Origin of the sequence: Aeromonas sp. QDB54 (assembly GCF_027707385.1) — a bacterium.
GTDB classification, from domain to species: Bacteria; Pseudomonadota; Gammaproteobacteria; order Enterobacterales; family Aeromonadaceae; genus Aeromonas; species Aeromonas hydrophila.
In genome coordinates, this window is sequence record NZ_JAPCIT010000006.1 from 26926 (window position 1) to 42235 (window position 15310).

Here is a 15310-nt window from a genome sequence, read left to right on the forward strand (position 1 = left end):
GCCAGCTGGGCAGTCAGGTGGTCGATATCACGCTGCGGGTCTTGTCCGTCTGCATGACGGGGTCGGGTTCCCGATCCGGGTACAGCGCCAGGGCGAGCTTGCGATAGAGCTGCTTGAGGCTGGATTTGCTGAACAACTGTTCGATGCGCGCCTCTTCCTCTTGCTCACGACGGGTGCGCGCGTGGGCAAAAGCATCTTGCTGCTCAGTGCCGAAGAGAGGCTCATCGGCAAACAACTCATCATCGTCGAAGCGGGCATCCTCTTCTTTATCGACGGTGTTGCACTCTTCGGCCATATGCTGGCTGTCACCGCCGATGTAAAAATGACCCACTAACGCCGGAGTAAAGATGACCCACCTGGGCCAAGATCGTGGCTTTTGAGCCACGCCCATGTTGACCCAGGAGTTATCAGTGGAAATCAGAGTGTTGGCCCTGCGTATTCCGGTGAAGTTGAACAGTGATTCCGGCCAACGTGAACACCCTGATCCTTAACGCGCTCATGTCATCTCGTTTCTAACTCGAGTGTTCAGATTGGGTCAACTCACTTCTCCTCTTTCTCATCGATTCTCCCTTCAGTGACAGCCGGTGAGCGTTGTGCATCAGCCGGTCCAGGATCGCATCTGCCAGAGTGTTGTCCCCCAAGCTCGCGTACCACTCTTCCGTTGGTAGTTGACTGACCACTACCGTCGAGAATTTTCCATACCGATCATCCATGATCTGCCTGCTGGAGGCGTGATCCAAGCCAACATCCTGGCGGTAGTCCGGCCCACACTCAGCGTTTGAGCATTTGCAGCAATGGCGGTAAGGGAGACCGGAGTCGTCAGATATCTGCTTGAAAAAACGACATGTAGAAGTATCCAGTATTGTTGCCAGCTGGGTTGCTTTCTATGCTCTTGTGGTCAAATGACGCCAGCCGTCCATCGTATGATTCTTTGGACTGGGGCCAAGGGAGCGAACAAGGATACCGAATGGCAAATCCCAAAAGTCTGATATTCCAACTGCATAAACATTGGGACGTCATCGAAGCATTGGTTCGGGCTTCGCGGGAATGGCCTGCTTTCGATGAGGCGATGGTGCTGAGGCTAATTGGCAAGTCCAGCCGGGGCAGTGACAGCGAGCCTGAGTGTGGAGAAATCTTGCGCAGCCTATGTAGCAGCGATGTCCTGCAGTGGCTTGAGCGAACCGATACCCTGCAGGTCAACCCCTTGGTGCAAGAGTTTGCGCGGGGGCTGTTACGTGAGCATGAGTTAGGGCTTTCTGCCGTGCTCAAGGCGCGTATCGAGGCCATCAAACAAGCGACAGCACAAATACTGGAAGGTTCTGAACCACTCAATCCCGATTATTTGCGTCAGGGCTCAGCCAAGATGTCAGACCTGTTGCGGCAGATCAGTTTGCAATTGGATCAGGATCGCCATGCCATATTGGAGCTGGCCGAACAGGCTAAATCCGCGGATGCAGCCATGCCAATAGCGCAACGTTATCGCTCAGTGCTTGAAGCCTATGACCAGTATGTGGAGCCCATGAACGAGATGATGGACTCCGGGCTTGCGGGCAACTTCTATCCCTTTCTGGAGCAGGCGGAGAGGGCTCTGGATCGGGCTGTAGAGGCCATCACCATACAAGGTGGGCTTTATACCCACCAGTTACAGTTGCGTCAGGTTTCTTATCAAGCCAAGGAGTTGCAGCGGTTGGGAAGATTGGTAGCCCAGCAATGTGCCGCCACCTTGCTGCCGCTGCGTGAAGAGCTGCGCGAGCATAATGGCCTGTCTGCCGCCATCAGCCAGTTGTTGGGGCGTGTGCGCAAACGTGGCCTCACGCGAGCTCTGCCGTTGCGCAATACGAAGGGGGCCTTGCCTGTCTGGCGGCAGGAGCGACCGCGACGCGTTAGTGTAGGCTTCGAGGTCAAGGATTTTATGGCCAGCGCCCTGGCGTACATACCGGAACTCATCCGTTTCCCGACGGAGGTCCCCTTCGACGCCTCACTGGTAGAGCCCATTGATGACGAGACCCTCAAACAACACCTGCAAGAGAGCCTGCCAGTGGAGAACCTGATGCTCTGGTTGCTACAGCATTATGGCGAGCAGCCGGATGCCACCTTGTTGCGACTCTACCACGAACTGGTGCGTGAGCCTCTTTGGCTGGCGAGCCTTCACCCAGATAGCACCACAACGGATTTGCAAGAGGTGCTGGTCAGTTATCACCCCAACAGGATCCAGAGATCATGATTACCTCTATTTCGCATCTGGAGTCGCTCGGTGCCCTGAGTGAGCTGTTTCGCCTGTTCAACAGCGGCAAGCACCTCAACCGGGTGGCGGAGCCTGCCCTGTGGGCCGAGCTGGAGCGGTGTCAGGAAAGCTATCAGGCTATTTTTGCCGCCCTGGGGTTTGAGCTTAAAGTCGAGCCACGTGGCTATGCCTGGTTTCATATCGAGGAGTCCGGCAGCCAAGCCAGCAAGACTAGCAAGCGCCTGGCGTTGTTATGGATGTGCTTGTTTGATACCCAGGCTGATGAGGGCAGACCCTTGTCCCGCTTTACGGAGTGGCGGGTAGACAAGGCCTTGCTGGCCAAGGCTCACGAGCATCATCAGGAGATCCTTGAGGCCGAGGGGTTGGAGCTGGATGGCTTCATCGCGTTGCTGGACAGCGCGGTCAAGCTCGGATTTGCGTTGTCACTTAACGGTTATTGGCAGTTATTGCCGGCGGTCTATCGCTATCTGGAACACTTCGAATCGTTGAGCGCATCTGGCCAAGACGATTCATTCGATGAGCCGCAGGGTGGCGAGGAAGATGAATCGGCAGAGGTGGGTTTGGATGAGGAGGAGGAAGCATGATCCAGTACGGGTTTGAGCGTCTGGTATTGTTGGGCAGTGCCGGGTATCAGAGAGCCGAGTTGCCGCTGGATGCTGCCGTCTCACTCATCGCCCCCAATAACACAGGTAAAACCAGCCTCATCAACGCGCTGCAGTTTTTATTGATCATCGACCAGCGACGCATGGACTTTGGCGCCCACGATCTGGAGAAGTCCAAACGATTCTACTTCCCCAACAACAGCGCCTACATACTGCTGGAAGCCTGTCTGCCAGAAACGGGGACCGTGGTGCTGGGATGTGTCGGCAAGGGGGTTAGCCATGACTATCAGTACTTTGCCTACAAGGGAGCGTTGGATCTGGATGATTATCGGTTGGACGGCGGCGCTCTGGTGGCGGAGCCCCAACTGGTAAACCACCTGGCCACGCGCCAGCGGCTGGTGTTTGTCTACAAGAGTCCCAATGATTTTCGCGATGCCCTGTATGGTGGTCGTCGCAAGCGGGCCGCCAGCGAGCCCGATTTCACTCTCTTTCATCTGGAGCATCAATCGGATGCTGCTGCCTATCGGCAGGTCCTCACTCGTACCTTACGGCTGGATAGGCTCACCTCGGCCGATGTCAAAAATTATCTGTTGGAAATCTTCAAACGGGACTTGTCGGATGCGGCCATCGACTTTCGGCAAGAGTGGGAAAAGGCATTTAGCGAGGTCAATAGTGAACGGGCTCAGTATCAGGCGGCGGTCAATCAGTCTGCACGGATCCTGAGCTTGGCCAAACAAGTGCAAGAGCGTTTGACGCTCAGAGGCAAGCTCATCGTCTGGTGCCCACAGATAGAAGAAGACCTCAAGCAGTGGCACTCCTACTATGAGTCCACAGCAGAGGAATTGGCAGCCAAGGTGTTGCAATGCGAGACGGCACAAAAGCAATCGGGGAGCCGTATTCAGGAGCTGAGTGTCGAACGGCTCGTAAAACAGCAGTCCCATACTCAGCTGCTGGCGCTCAATCAGCAGCAAGCGGAGCTGGAGCGTCGGTTTACCCTGCTTTCGGGACGTGAGCAACTTGAAACACAGCTGGCGGCGGTCAAGGAGAATTTGGAGGCTCAGATCACCCTGCTGGGGCAGGTCAAGAGCCGCAGCGTAGAGGACATAAGGCGAGATTTACGTCGGCAACAGCAGTTGTCGATGAGCCTGCATCGGCAGCAGGAGACTTTGGCCGACAATCTCTATCGACACATGGCTGAGCATCTGAGTGAAGAGGAGTTACTGCGACTAAACCGGGTGCTCCAGGCCGGAGTGATGCAGTTGGGACCGGCAGATTTCGAACTTGATATGCCCCGGTTGAAACAACAGTTGTCACAGGCGCCGAGCGAGACGCTGATGCTGGCTGGCCTGCGCATTAACCTTCATCGGTTGCATCCCCAGTTTCAGCAACTCAGTGAAGCCGAGCTGGAGGAGCAGATCAGGGATACCGACAGGCATATCGCCAGTTTGGAGGAGCAGCGGCAAACAGCCGAGCAGCGCCATCAGGCCGAGGCACACAAGCAACGATTAGAGCAGGAGCAGCAACAACTGCGGCAGGAGCTGGCCGACTTCGACACCTGGCAGCATTTATTGGCCCAGAGTGACCAGCGAGCAGAGCAATTGATAGCCCATAAACAAGAGCTGGATAGGCTACAGGCCGAGCTGGCAGCGATTAACCAGCAGCAATTGAGCTTGGTTGATCAACTCAATGCTTTGCGACAAGCGCAGATGCGACTGAATGATGAGCATAACGGCATCGTCACCATGCGTAACCAGCGCGAGGATCAGGGGCCAGAATTCGGTTATCTGGAATCTCTTTCCTACCATCCCTGGCTCGGGGGCGCCACCAGCACGCTGGATACCCTATATACCCGTTTGCAGGAATTCCAGGCTGATAGTCGTCAATTGTCGGCGTTGAACAGCGCGTTGCAGCGCGGTTTGCAGGATTTGCACGCTGGCGGACTCACCAAGTATGAACACTGTCCGAATCAGGACGAGGAGTGGAGCCGGATCCTCGATTTCCATCAGATGTTGCCAAAAGAAGCCGAGGCATTGGAGAAGAAGGCCCGCAGTGCCGTGATCAATGTCACCGCCAGCCTTAAACAGCTCAGACAGGGGCTGAATGCTTTCAAGGCGCAGATGCGAGGCTTCAACCGGCTGGTGAGTCAGCGCCAACTGTCCGACCTCAGGGTTTTCAAAATCGAGCCCAGGGATGAAGCACACTTGGTGGAAGCCATCGAAACTCTGCTCGATAAGTCCGCTCAGGTGGAGACGGGGGAGAGCTTCGATCTGTTTAATCAGCAAAGCGTGCTGGATGATGTGCGATTGGATCGCGCCAAACAGACCTTGTTTGATGAGGGCAATGCCCGGCAAGGGCTCCGTGTCGCCGATCTGTTTCGCCTGGAGTTTGTGATAGGTAAGCAGGATCAGCAGGAGGAGTCCTTCACCGAGATAGACAGTGCGGCCTCCAACGGCACCGTATTGATGGCCAAGCTGGTGACCGGGCTGGCCATGCTCCACCTGATGCATCACAAGAACAAGCGCATCCGCACCATCTGTTATCTGGATGAGGCGCTGGCGCTGGATACCCGCAACCAGAAAAATCTGATCGATGTGGCGGCAGAATTCGGTTTTGCCCTGATCTGCGCCTCGCCAGCTCCGTTGACCACGGCACGCTATTGCGTACCTATCCATCACCATGCCGGCAAGAACCATATCAATCGGCAGAGCTGGCTGGTGCTTGCTCCCAAGGAGCGACCATGAGCCGTAGTTTGATCGCCGCCTTGCGCAAATTGCGCCAAGCCCCTGGAGGAGGGCTTGCCAGCTCTCAATTGAGCGAGGGGCAACGACGTGATCTGAGCAGCTTTGCCCGCGCTACCGGCAGCATACAGATGCGGCCCGAGGGCAGGGGAGTCGTATTTGAGATAAGGCTGCCCGCCGTGGTGGAACACCAGTGGCGACAACTGGTGCCGATAGAGCAAGCCGAATTGGTCGATGGTCTGCCACGCCGAGCGCGTAACATCGCCGCCACTCGCCGTAGCAAGGGGGCAGATCATGGGCATGAGTTCAGCTATCTGCTGTTAAAGGCCGGTCCCGGTCAGGTGGCGTGGCGAGACGATAAAGACAACCGGCTGGACTTGCGACTGAGCACCGATCAACTGGGCGTCGCCGCTCTGACTGTGCACGCCGACAGCACCTGGTATACCGAACATCCGCTATGGCTTGTGGAAAATCAGGCGCTGTTTGACCAGCTGGACTGGCTACCCTGCGCCCAGCCCGCCAGTGTTGCTTATTACAGTGGCCAATTGCCCAACACATTGTTGGATTGGCTCGCCTTGCGCCAGCGGGCGCCTGCGATCCACTTCTTTCCCGACTACGACGGAGTGGGTCTGCTCAACTTTGCCCGGCTTCGCAGCCGTCTTGGCCACAGCGTGGCCCTGTGGTTGATGCCCGAGTGGCCATCTCGTCTCGAGCGTTTCGGTTGTACCACGCTTTGGCAGGATACCCAGCGCGAATTCAACGCCATGCTGGCACACCCTGCGACAGCCGATTTCGACGTGGAAGTGAAGCAATTGATCCGGTCAATGCAAGCCAGCGGGATGGCGCTGGAGCAGGAAGCCGTGTGGTTGTGAGGAACTGCCCCGTCCGTCTCGCCTGCCTCTTATCTGTCTATTAGTTTGAAAATATCTGCTTGAAAATACGACATGTGCAAAACCCCAGTATCGAAGCGGCTTTGCTCGAACGATATAGTCATCTGGGTTTTAACTGATGACTTGGGAGATAAAGGATGAAGGCGGCGACACGGCATGATTGGCAAGGGTTACAACCATTGCATCGAGATGCACTCACCCTTCCGCTGAGCCTGCGCTTTCGCGATGAGCAGATGGCCAACATCCGACAGGGATTTATCCCTCCGGCGATGGAGTACAAATGGTTCTGCTATTTCGAAGGAGAAACTCTCCACCTATACCGGAGCTGGACGGGGAGCAAGGCGGCGGAAGTGCTCTTTGTTCGTGACAGTGAAGGTTGGTGGCTGGCATCGAGAATGCGGTTGTCGCTGGATCCTGATCATTTCGGCTGGTCTTTGGAGGAGGCCAAATCGATCATCGAAAGCGAAATTGCCTTTTATGCCGCCGGGCAAGTCCCCGCCGATGGCTTTGCGCAGATGCTGCAAACGGCGTCCCAAGCGGGTTATTTCGGCTCGCCCAGCGTCGTGCATGAATTGCTGTTTCCCTTCTTCCATTGTCTGCTCTGCAAGGGGGTGGCGCCGCATATCGAGGGCATCCCAGCGCGAAGCGTTGCCGATGTTGTGGAGGAAAATAAACGGGTAACGCGTGCGATCAGCGGGCAGACCGGGGAGGTGCACGGCCTGGAGGCGTGGCGCACGGCGGAGCAACTTGGCAAGGCCCTCATCCATTACTTCGAGTTGGATGAGGGGTGGCACGCAGGGGAAGATCTCGCCTTCACGCTCAGTGAGGGGCTGGCTGCCGTCGGCATTCAGGTATCCGAGGTGATCCTGGCCTTTATCCATGCGCCATCTCCCACGCTGGACGGCCTCATTCAGTATTTGAAGGTGATACAGGACTTTGTGGTCAGCGTCATGATGGGCACTAACAGCGCCTATTACCCGGATCTGGTGTTGGCGGATTTCAGCTGGGCGCGTCGCAATGAGTTTGCGGCCCAAGGCCGCGCCATGAGCCACGCGCGAGCGGACGAAGAAGACGTCGAATAGGAAGATGAGCCAACCCCGGGGACCGCATACCATCCCAGCCCGTCGACAAGCTCGACGCCATGCTCAAAGGTGCGGCCGACAAGCCTGTGAACGTCGCCATCCAACGGGATTTTTAATAAACATTCTGCTCAGTTGAGCATCAGCAGGCGGGAGTGTGAGTCACCATCGGTTTCCATGAAATCGGGCGTGTTAGCCTGTTGCACAGTAGTGGCCAGCATAGGCATTGACGCGATTATCGTGGTTATCGCCGGGCAAAAGCACTATTCGCACAACTTACACCTGCCTTTCAAGCACGCTTAAGGAGTATTCATGCAAATCAGCCAGTGGACTACGGAGATCATTGTCATCAGCGTCATCATTGCAGTCGCTTGCTGCGTGATTGGCTACTTTGTGGCGGCGCTGCGCCACGGCAACCGGCTCGGTCAGCTCACTAGCCAACTGGGGCAGGCACAGCAGGCACAGGGCTTGCTGACACAGCAATTGGCACAGGCTCAGGAGCAGCTCAAGGCGGCGGAACAACAATGTCATGGGCAGCAGGTGGAGGCCGGCAAGGTGCAGACCCAGCTAGAGGGTGCCAAAGAGCAGCTGCAAGAGTTGGCGACGCAATTGAGCGAACGTAAGGCTGCCAGCGAGGCCTTGCAGCAGCAGTTGAGCGCGGCCAAGGAGCAGCAACATGACGCGGAGAAGCGTCTGGAGACGGCACAGGCCGAAAACCGTGGTCAGAAAGAGCAGATCGCTGACTTGCGTGAACGCTTGAATCTGGCTGATGGGCAAAGCCGAGCAGCCCAAGATGAGATCAGCCAGCTCAAGGATAAGTTGGCCAATGAAGGCAAACATGCGCAATCCCTGCAGAGCGCGGAGCGCGAAGTCCGTGAACAACTGGTGGATGCCAAACAGACCCTGAAAGAGCGTGAGAACGCCATTCTCGGCCTGCAGGAGCGGTTGCATCAGATCGATAACGAACACACCGAGCTCAAGACCACGCTGCAAAAGCGGGAAGAGCACTTCCAGGAGCAGCTGGGTCAACTTGCCGATGCCAAGAAGACACTGGCACAGGAGTTTGAAAACCTCGCCAACAAGATTTTCGACGAGAAGGGCAAGGCGTTCACTCAGAGCAGCCAGATCGGGATCGATAGCCTGCTCAAGCCATTTCGCGAGCAGATCGAAGGATTCCAGAAACGGATCAACGAGGTGCACGATGTCTCGGTGCAAGGCAGCGCTCAGCTCAATGCCGAGATCCGGAAGGTGCTGGAAATTGGTCTGAATATGAGCAAGGAGGCCAACAACCTCACGTCGGCCCTCAAGGGCGATTCCCAGCAGCGCGGAGCCTGGGGGGAAGCGCAACTGCGCCGCACACTGGAGATGAGTGGCCTGATTGAAGAGGCCCACTACGAAGTGCAGAGCAGCTTCAAGGATGCGGAAGGCAAGCACAAGCAGACCGACTATCTGATCAAACTGCCGGATGGCAAGCACATCATCATCGACAGCAAGGTTTCGCTGGTGGCTTATGACCGGGCGGTCGCGGCCGAGAGCCCGGAAGCGTATCAATTGGCGATGGCAGAGCATCTCAAAGCAGTGCGCAAGCATATCGACGATCTGGCATCGAAGGATTACATCAACCTGATTGGCATGCACAGCCCCAGCTTTGTGCTGATGTTCATGCCGATTGAACCCGCCTATATCGAAGCGTTGAAGCACAATAAGGATTTATTCGAGTATGGATACAACAAGGGCATCGTACTGGTTTCGCATACAACCCTGATCCCCATCCTGCGCACGGTATCAAATCTGTGGATGATCGAACGCAGCAATACCGAGGCTCGCGAGATCAGTGAAAAAGCCGGCGACATCTACAACCAGGTCTGCCTTGTTGCCGAACGTCTGAGCAGCTTGGGCGGCACGCTCAACACCGCCAGCAATCACTACAACAGCACGGTCAAGGCGCTGGTGGGCAAGCAAGGGCTGTATGGCAAAGTGGAGAGATTCAACAAACTCTCGGCGAAGGCCAGCAAGACACTGCCGCAACTGGACGCCGTGCATATGGACTTCGAGCAGGATCGGCTGTCATTGATCGTCGAGGCACTGGAAGAGCCCGGCACGATCGCCATAGAGGAAGCGGCGACGACGGCATAGCCCGTTAAAGTTGCAGCTTGCGTTAAACAATCAAGGCGCCCCAGGCGCCTTGATTGTCTGGGCTTCAAATACTTACCGCCGTCATCCAACAGACATCAAGAACCGATGAATGTCGGCGCGGTGCTCAGGCCCCCGCATCTGCTCCAAAATGCGACATGTTCATGTAACCAGTATCGGCGTGGGGTTACAGGCGGCATATACTGAGCCCGCTTGAAGAGAGTCCCAACCCGTATCAAGGAGCACGCTTATGACACCCTCGTTATCTTTGCTCGGCGTGTGCGCCTGCGCCCTGTTACTGCTGGTGGCCGAGAGTGCTGGTGCCGCCGACTGTACCTATCGCAAAGACAGCCTTGGCAATACCCGCTACCAGTGTGACGATGGCAAGAGCGGCACTCTGCGCAAAGACAGTCTCGGTCACGTCAGAGACTCGGAAAGTGGCACCACCTGGCGCAAAGACTCCCTTGGCAATGTCCGTAGCAGCGAGGGCACTACCTACCGCAAAGACAGTCTGGGTAATGTGCGGGTCAGCAATCCCGGCACCGGCGAGACGGTCACCTGGAGCAAGGATAGCCTTGGCAATCTGCGCTCCTCCGATGGCACTACGTGCCGCACCAACTCCTTGGGGCAAGTTAGATGTGATGGGCAGAGCACACCGCCAGCAGTGTTGGGCGCAAAGTGAACCCAGACTGTGGTTCTGATCTATTAGACCGCCATGATGAATCGCTGACGCAGCGTACATCTTGGCCAAATAGTAGAAATGATCGATTTGGTGATCTGGCTTCATAGAGCTACCGTGCTCTCAGGCTTAGAATAACACTCTTTTTGATAGCATGAACTGAGCGCCGTTAGGGTCAATAGAGCATTTATGAATAGCGAAGAAGGTGCCAGTTGGCCTTCCCGTACTGCGGATTGGCTGAAATGACGCCGGCTCGATTTTTTTACCCCTACCTCTCTGTTAATCTGGGCGTTTTCTGCTAGGTGCCTGCTTACTATGTCTATCGATTACTACAACCAACACGCCGATAGCTTCGTCGAAGGCACGCTGTCGGTCGATATGCAACCGCTTTACCAGCGCTTCCTGCCTCTGCTCGCCGCCGGCGCTCATATCGTCGATGCGGGCTGCGGCTCTGGGCGGGACAGCCTGTATTTCCATCAGCAAGGTTTTCGGGTCACAGCCTTCGATGCCAGCGCGGAGCTGGCCCTGCGTGCCGAGCGCCTGCTTGGTCAGCCGGTGCAACTGTGCCGTTTCGAGCAGTTTGTGGCTCCCGTGCCGGTCGATGCCATCTGGGCCTGTGCCAGTCTGCTGCATGTTCCCCGCGCCGAATTGGATGCCGTAATGGCCCATCTGTGCCAGCAACTCGCCGACGGTGGTCTGCTCTATTGCTCGTTCAAATATGGGGTAGACGAGACCGAGCGCGATGGCCGAGCCTTCACCCAGTTGGATGAGGCGGGGCTGCACGCCCTGATCACGCCGTTGCCGCTGAGCGAGGTCGAGACTTGGCAGACGGCGGATCGACGCCCCGGCCGCGAGCAGGAGCGTTGGCTTAACGCCATCGTGCGCAAGGTCGGGTCATGAGTGCACCCGTGCTCATCAGCGGGGGAGAGGCGGGGGATCCGGAGTTCAACGATCCCCTGTTGCCACATCTGCTGGACGCCATCGCCCGTTGTGGCGAGGGTAGCCGCATCGAGTTGTGTGTCTCCTTTATTCGCCAAAGCGGGCTGGTGCTGTTGCGCGGTGCCCTGCACGAGGCGTTGGCGCGAGGAGCACGGCTTCGGGTGATCACCTCGGACTATCTGGAGGTGACTCAGCCGGTGGCGCTGCGCGAGTTGCTTAAATTTGATCCCGCTCGCTCTTGCGCGCTGATCTACCAGAGTCAGGGCAATCGCGGCTTTCACCTCAAGTCCTATCTGTTTGTCCAGCACGCAGCCCAGTATCTAGGCGAGCAAGTTGGCCAGGAAGGGGCGCCAGCGGTGCTCGGTGGCCAGGCGTTTCTCGGCTCCAGCAATATCTCTGCCGCCGCCCTCACCGAGTCGCTGGAGTGGAACTGGTCGCTCAGGGCTGAGCCGAGCGGCCCCAGCGAGCCGCATCACAGCCTGCGTCAGCTCGCGGCGCAAATCGATCGGCTGGCGCAAGACGCGCGGGTCGTGCCCCTTACCCACGACTGGATCGATGGCTACCTCGCTCGCTATCGGCAGAGCGCGCTGCGGGAGTTGCGGGTGCTCACCGGGGATCATCGCAGCAGCGCCGAGCAGCTGCGTGAAGTCCCCATCCCCAACAGCGTGCAGCAAGAGGCGCTGATGGCGCTGCAAGCCGCGCGGGTACAGGGGCATAAACGGGGCGTGGTGGTCATGGCGACCGGCCTTGGTAAGACTTGGCTCGCGGCTTTTGATGTGCGCCAGATGCAGGCGGCCCGCCTGCTGTTTGTCGCTCACCGGGAAGAGATCCTGACCCAGGCGCGCCAGACCTTCTTGCACATGGCGCCGCAGGCAAATTCGGGCCTCTATCACGGTCAGCAGCAGGATGAGGCCGACTGGCTGTTTGCCTCTATCCAGACGCTGGGTAAGAGTCAGCATCTGCTGCGCTTTGCACCGGATCACTTCGATTACGTGGTGGTCGATGAGTTTCATCATGCTGCCTCACCCTCCTACCGGCGCTTGCTGAACCACTTCAAGCCCCGCTTCCTGCTCGGGCTGACCGCGACCCCTGACCGCACCGATCAGGCCGATATTCTGGCGCTGTGCGACAACAATCTCGTCTTTGAACGGGGGCTGGCACTCGCCATCGAGCAGAAGCTGCTGGTGCCGCTCACCTATCACGGCATTTTGGATGACACCGTCGACTATGCCGCGCTGCCTTGGCGCAACGGTCAGTTTGACCCCCATGCGCTGGAGAGTGCCTTCGCCAGCCAGAAGCGGGCCCAGCACGCCCTTAACCAGTGGCGACGTCTACGCCAGCAGCGCACGCTGGCCTTTTGCATCTCGACCCGTCATGCCGATTTTATGGCCAGCGTCTTCCAGCAAGCCGGTGTGCGGGCGATAGCCGTCTATGCGGGCTCCCGCCAGGGGCGACAAGCCGCCCTGGAGCAACTGGCCGCCGCCGAGCTTGATATCATCTTCTCGGTAGATTTGTTCAACGAAGGCACCGACTTGCCCGCCATCGATACCGTGCTGATGCTGCGCCCCACCGAGTCGCGCATCGTGTTCCTGCAACAGTTGGGGCGGGGCTTGCGCCTCTATCAAGGCAAAGAACGCCTGGTGGTGATCGATCTGGTGGGCAATCACAAGGCGTGTCTCTACAAGCCCCAGCTGCTGCAAACGCAATTGACCCGCCCACCAACGCACGCAAACTGGGCGATGCCGCTGGCGGCAGGTTGTTTTATCAATCTGGATCCCAAGCTGCTTCCGCTGCTGGCGCTGTTAAAAAAGCAGCAGCAACCGACTTTGATTGAGACCTATCAGACCCTCAAAGAGCACCTCGGCTATCGCCCCACCGCGCGGCAAACCTGGGCAGTCCGGCTGGGTGAGCAACTGCGTTTCGATACCCAAAAACAGGGGGGCTGGTTTGAGCTGCTCGCCCAAGCGGGCGATCTGGGGGAGGAGGAGCTGCGCGTGCTGAACCGGCACGGCGACTTTCTGCGTTCGGGGGTGGAGAACACCGCGCTCACCAAGAGCTTCAAGCTGATCCTGCTATTGGCCTTGCTCGAACTCGACGGTTTGCGTGAGCCACCCACCTTGGCGGCGCTGGCCAGCCACTCCCGTTACCTGTTCGAGCGGCATCCCGAGCTGGCCCGCCTCGATCTGCCGGCCAAGCAGCAAGCCCTGAGCGCCGACAGTGCGGCCTGGCTCAGTTACTGGAAGAGCAATCCGATCAAGTTCAGTAGTGGCGGCAATCCAGGCGCCAAGGGGGAGTACTGGTTCGAGGTAAGGGAGGAGCGCTTCTGCCCACGCTTCGCGGTGAGTGAGGAGGATATCGATCCTCTGCATCGCATGGTGCAAGAGCTGCTGGATCTGCGTCTGGCCCAGTATCAGCAGCGCAAAATCGCGCCGGAGGCCGCCATTTCCCCTGAGCCCTTCACAACTATCCGCGATGAGGAACAGGCGCTGGCGCCTGATGCCAAAGCGCGTCAGGTGACCCTGATTTAAGGCTGGCTATCCGATAGCACGATCAGTGTAAAAACCAGCAGTGTGAAAACAATCAAGGCGCCAGTGGCGCCTTGATTGATTGATGAGATGGTCGGTCACCGCTGGCCGTTACCTAAACAGCCATTCCATATCGTCCTCTTCCTCATCCCACCTCATTTGCTGCTGATCCCAGCGGGCCGCCAGATAGGGTTTGAGGGTCTGCAGGGTGGTGATCTCGGCCAGCTGGGCAGTCAGGTGGTCGATATCACGCAGCAAATAGTCCCGATGTTCGGCAAAGGCCTGCTCGGTCTTTTTCTTGGATGATTGCTTGAATTTGTGCAGCACCGCGCCCATTAGCCCGTCTTGCCCGCCGTAGTAGCTGACTTCGAGCTCGCGTAGCTGGCGTTTCAGCATCGGGTTGAGGTAAGCGAGGTTCTCGTCACTGAGCAGGTTATCGAACTCGGGCAGGTGGGTGTGGGCCAGCTGCAACAGGGTGAACATCTCTTTGTTTTCCCAGGCCTGGCTGAGTTGGCCCATGATGCGGGTCTTTTCCGCCTGCATGACGGGGTCGGGTTCCCGATCCGGGTGCAGCGCCAGGGCGAGCTTGCGATAGAGCTGCTTGAGGCTGGATTTGCTGAACAACTGTTCGATGCGCGCCTCTTCCTCTTGCTCACGACGGGTGCGCGCGTGGGCAAAAGCATCTTGCTGCTCAGTGCCGAAGAGAGGCTCATCGGCAAACAACTCATCATCGTCGAAGCGGGCATCCTCTTCTTTATCGACGGTGTTGCGCTCTTCGGCCATATGCTGGCGCGCCGCATTCATCATGTACTCGTTCAACCGATCGGGGTTTTTGAGCATCTCGCGCAAGGTATCGATGTCATCGGGGCAGTGGCCACAAGTCTCCATCAGCATCTGGGTAAGAACGTCACACTGATAGTCGAGCTGTTCGTCATCCATGTGCAGGGCGGTATTGGTTTGGATTTGGTGAAAGAGGGGAGCCAAATCCATCTCGCCACGAAACGGATTGGACTCGATATAGCTGATGAGATCGTGGATCCAGTGGTGCAAGGTCTCCCGCTGCCACAGGGTAAAGCTCTTGCGAGCCGTAAAATCGACCAGGCGCTTGGCGAGGGCAAAGATGAGCTCGCACTGTTGACGCTCAAGGGGTTCTATTTCGCTGGTGAAACGCTGATAGATATCGCGGCCGTTGAGGGCTTGCTTGTCGATCTTTGCCTGTAGCTTTTCGAGCGCTTGCCAGTTGCGGTGGAAGAGATCGAGGGCGGGGTTGCCCGTCGCGGGGGAGGGCTGGCGAGCGGGCTGCTTGCGACCCGGATGACGAAGAGACATAGGCCGCCTCCATGGGCGTTAATTGATTCGCTAAAACAAAAAACCGGCGCGGGGCCGGTTTATCGCCGCGCATAAATTGCGCGAAGTCTGCCTTGCTGATGAGTTGCTGGCCATATTCAAGCCTTTCATTTCTTACGCAACAGATAGCAAC

Annotated in this window: 11 protein-coding genes and 1 pseudogene; 9 read left to right on the top strand and 3 right to left on the bottom strand. The window is 57.5% G+C overall.

Features of this window, described 5'->3' with window-relative positions:
* Nucleotides 1–13 precede the first annotated feature (13 nt).
* On the bottom strand, nucleotides 14–331 hold the full coding sequence (locus PG881_RS07390; RefSeq protein WP_270799002.1) for a hypothetical protein: 318 nt from the start codon (nucleotides 329–331) through the stop codon (nucleotides 14–16).
* A 181-nt stretch (nucleotides 332–512) separates the two neighbouring features.
* A pseudogene (locus PG881_RS07395) lies at nucleotides 513–716 on the bottom strand (ATP-binding protein); the annotation flags it as partial.
* Between the two features lie 251 nt (nucleotides 717–967).
* On the opposite strand from PG881_RS07395, the gene PG881_RS07400 reads away from it, so the two are divergent.
* The 9 genes from PG881_RS07400 to PG881_RS07440 all read left to right on the top strand — a co-directional run bounded on the left by PG881_RS07400 (nucleotide 968) and on the right by PG881_RS07440 (nucleotide 13833).
* Nucleotides 968–2224 carry a hypothetical protein gene (locus PG881_RS07400; RefSeq protein ID WP_103858836.1) on the top strand — a complete coding sequence of 419 codons (1257 nt, stop codon included), beginning with the start codon at nucleotides 968–970 and terminating at the stop codon, nucleotides 2222–2224.
* Nucleotides 2221–2829 carry a condensin complex protein MksE gene (locus PG881_RS07405; RefSeq protein WP_005330555.1) on the top strand — a complete coding sequence of 203 codons (609 nt, stop codon included), beginning with the start codon at nucleotides 2221–2223 and terminating at the stop codon, nucleotides 2827–2829. The genes PG881_RS07400 and PG881_RS07405 overlap by 4 nt, the downstream gene beginning before the upstream one ends.
* Complete coding sequence (locus PG881_RS07410; RefSeq protein ID WP_197971467.1) at nucleotides 2826–5588, top strand: hypothetical protein; 2763 nt, start codon at nucleotides 2826–2828, stop codon at nucleotides 5586–5588. The genes PG881_RS07405 and PG881_RS07410 overlap by 4 nt, the downstream gene beginning before the upstream one ends.
* A complete protein-coding gene (locus PG881_RS07415; RefSeq protein WP_254231531.1) occupies nucleotides 5585–6457 on the top strand; it encodes a hypothetical protein in 873 nt (290 codons plus the stop codon). The genes PG881_RS07410 and PG881_RS07415 overlap by 4 nt, the downstream gene beginning before the upstream one ends.
* A gap of 155 nt (nucleotides 6458–6612) precedes the next feature.
* On the top strand, nucleotides 6613–7557 hold the full coding sequence (locus PG881_RS07420) for a hypothetical protein (protein WP_270703547.1): 945 nt from the start codon (nucleotides 6613–6615) through the stop codon (nucleotides 7555–7557).
* Nucleotides 7558–7866: 309 nt separating this feature from the next.
* On the top strand, nucleotides 7867–9690 hold the full coding sequence (gene rmuC / locus PG881_RS07425; RefSeq protein WP_270703546.1) for a DNA recombination protein RmuC: 1824 nt from the start codon (nucleotides 7867–7869) through the stop codon (nucleotides 9688–9690).
* 247 nt (nucleotides 9691–9937) lie between these two features.
* On the top strand, nucleotides 9938–10369 hold the full coding sequence (locus PG881_RS07430; protein WP_270703545.1) for a hypothetical protein: 432 nt from the start codon (nucleotides 9938–9940) through the stop codon (nucleotides 10367–10369).
* A gap of 312 nt (nucleotides 10370–10681) precedes the next feature.
* On the top strand, nucleotides 10682–11266 hold the full coding sequence (locus PG881_RS07435) for a class I SAM-dependent methyltransferase (RefSeq protein WP_270703544.1): 585 nt from the start codon (nucleotides 10682–10684) through the stop codon (nucleotides 11264–11266).
* Nucleotides 11263–13833 carry a DEAD/DEAH box helicase family protein gene (locus PG881_RS07440; protein WP_270799006.1) on the top strand — a complete coding sequence of 857 codons (2571 nt, stop codon included), beginning with the start codon at nucleotides 11263–11265 and terminating at the stop codon, nucleotides 13831–13833. The genes PG881_RS07435 and PG881_RS07440 overlap by 4 nt, the downstream gene beginning before the upstream one ends.
* Before the next feature lie 108 nt (nucleotides 13834–13941).
* On the opposite strand, the gene PG881_RS07445 is transcribed toward PG881_RS07440, so the two are convergent.
* Nucleotides 13942–15159, bottom strand: coding sequence for a J domain-containing protein (locus PG881_RS07445; protein WP_270703543.1), 1218 nt, complete (start codon nucleotides 15157–15159; stop codon nucleotides 13942–13944).
* Nucleotides 15160–15310 lie beyond the last annotated feature (151 nt).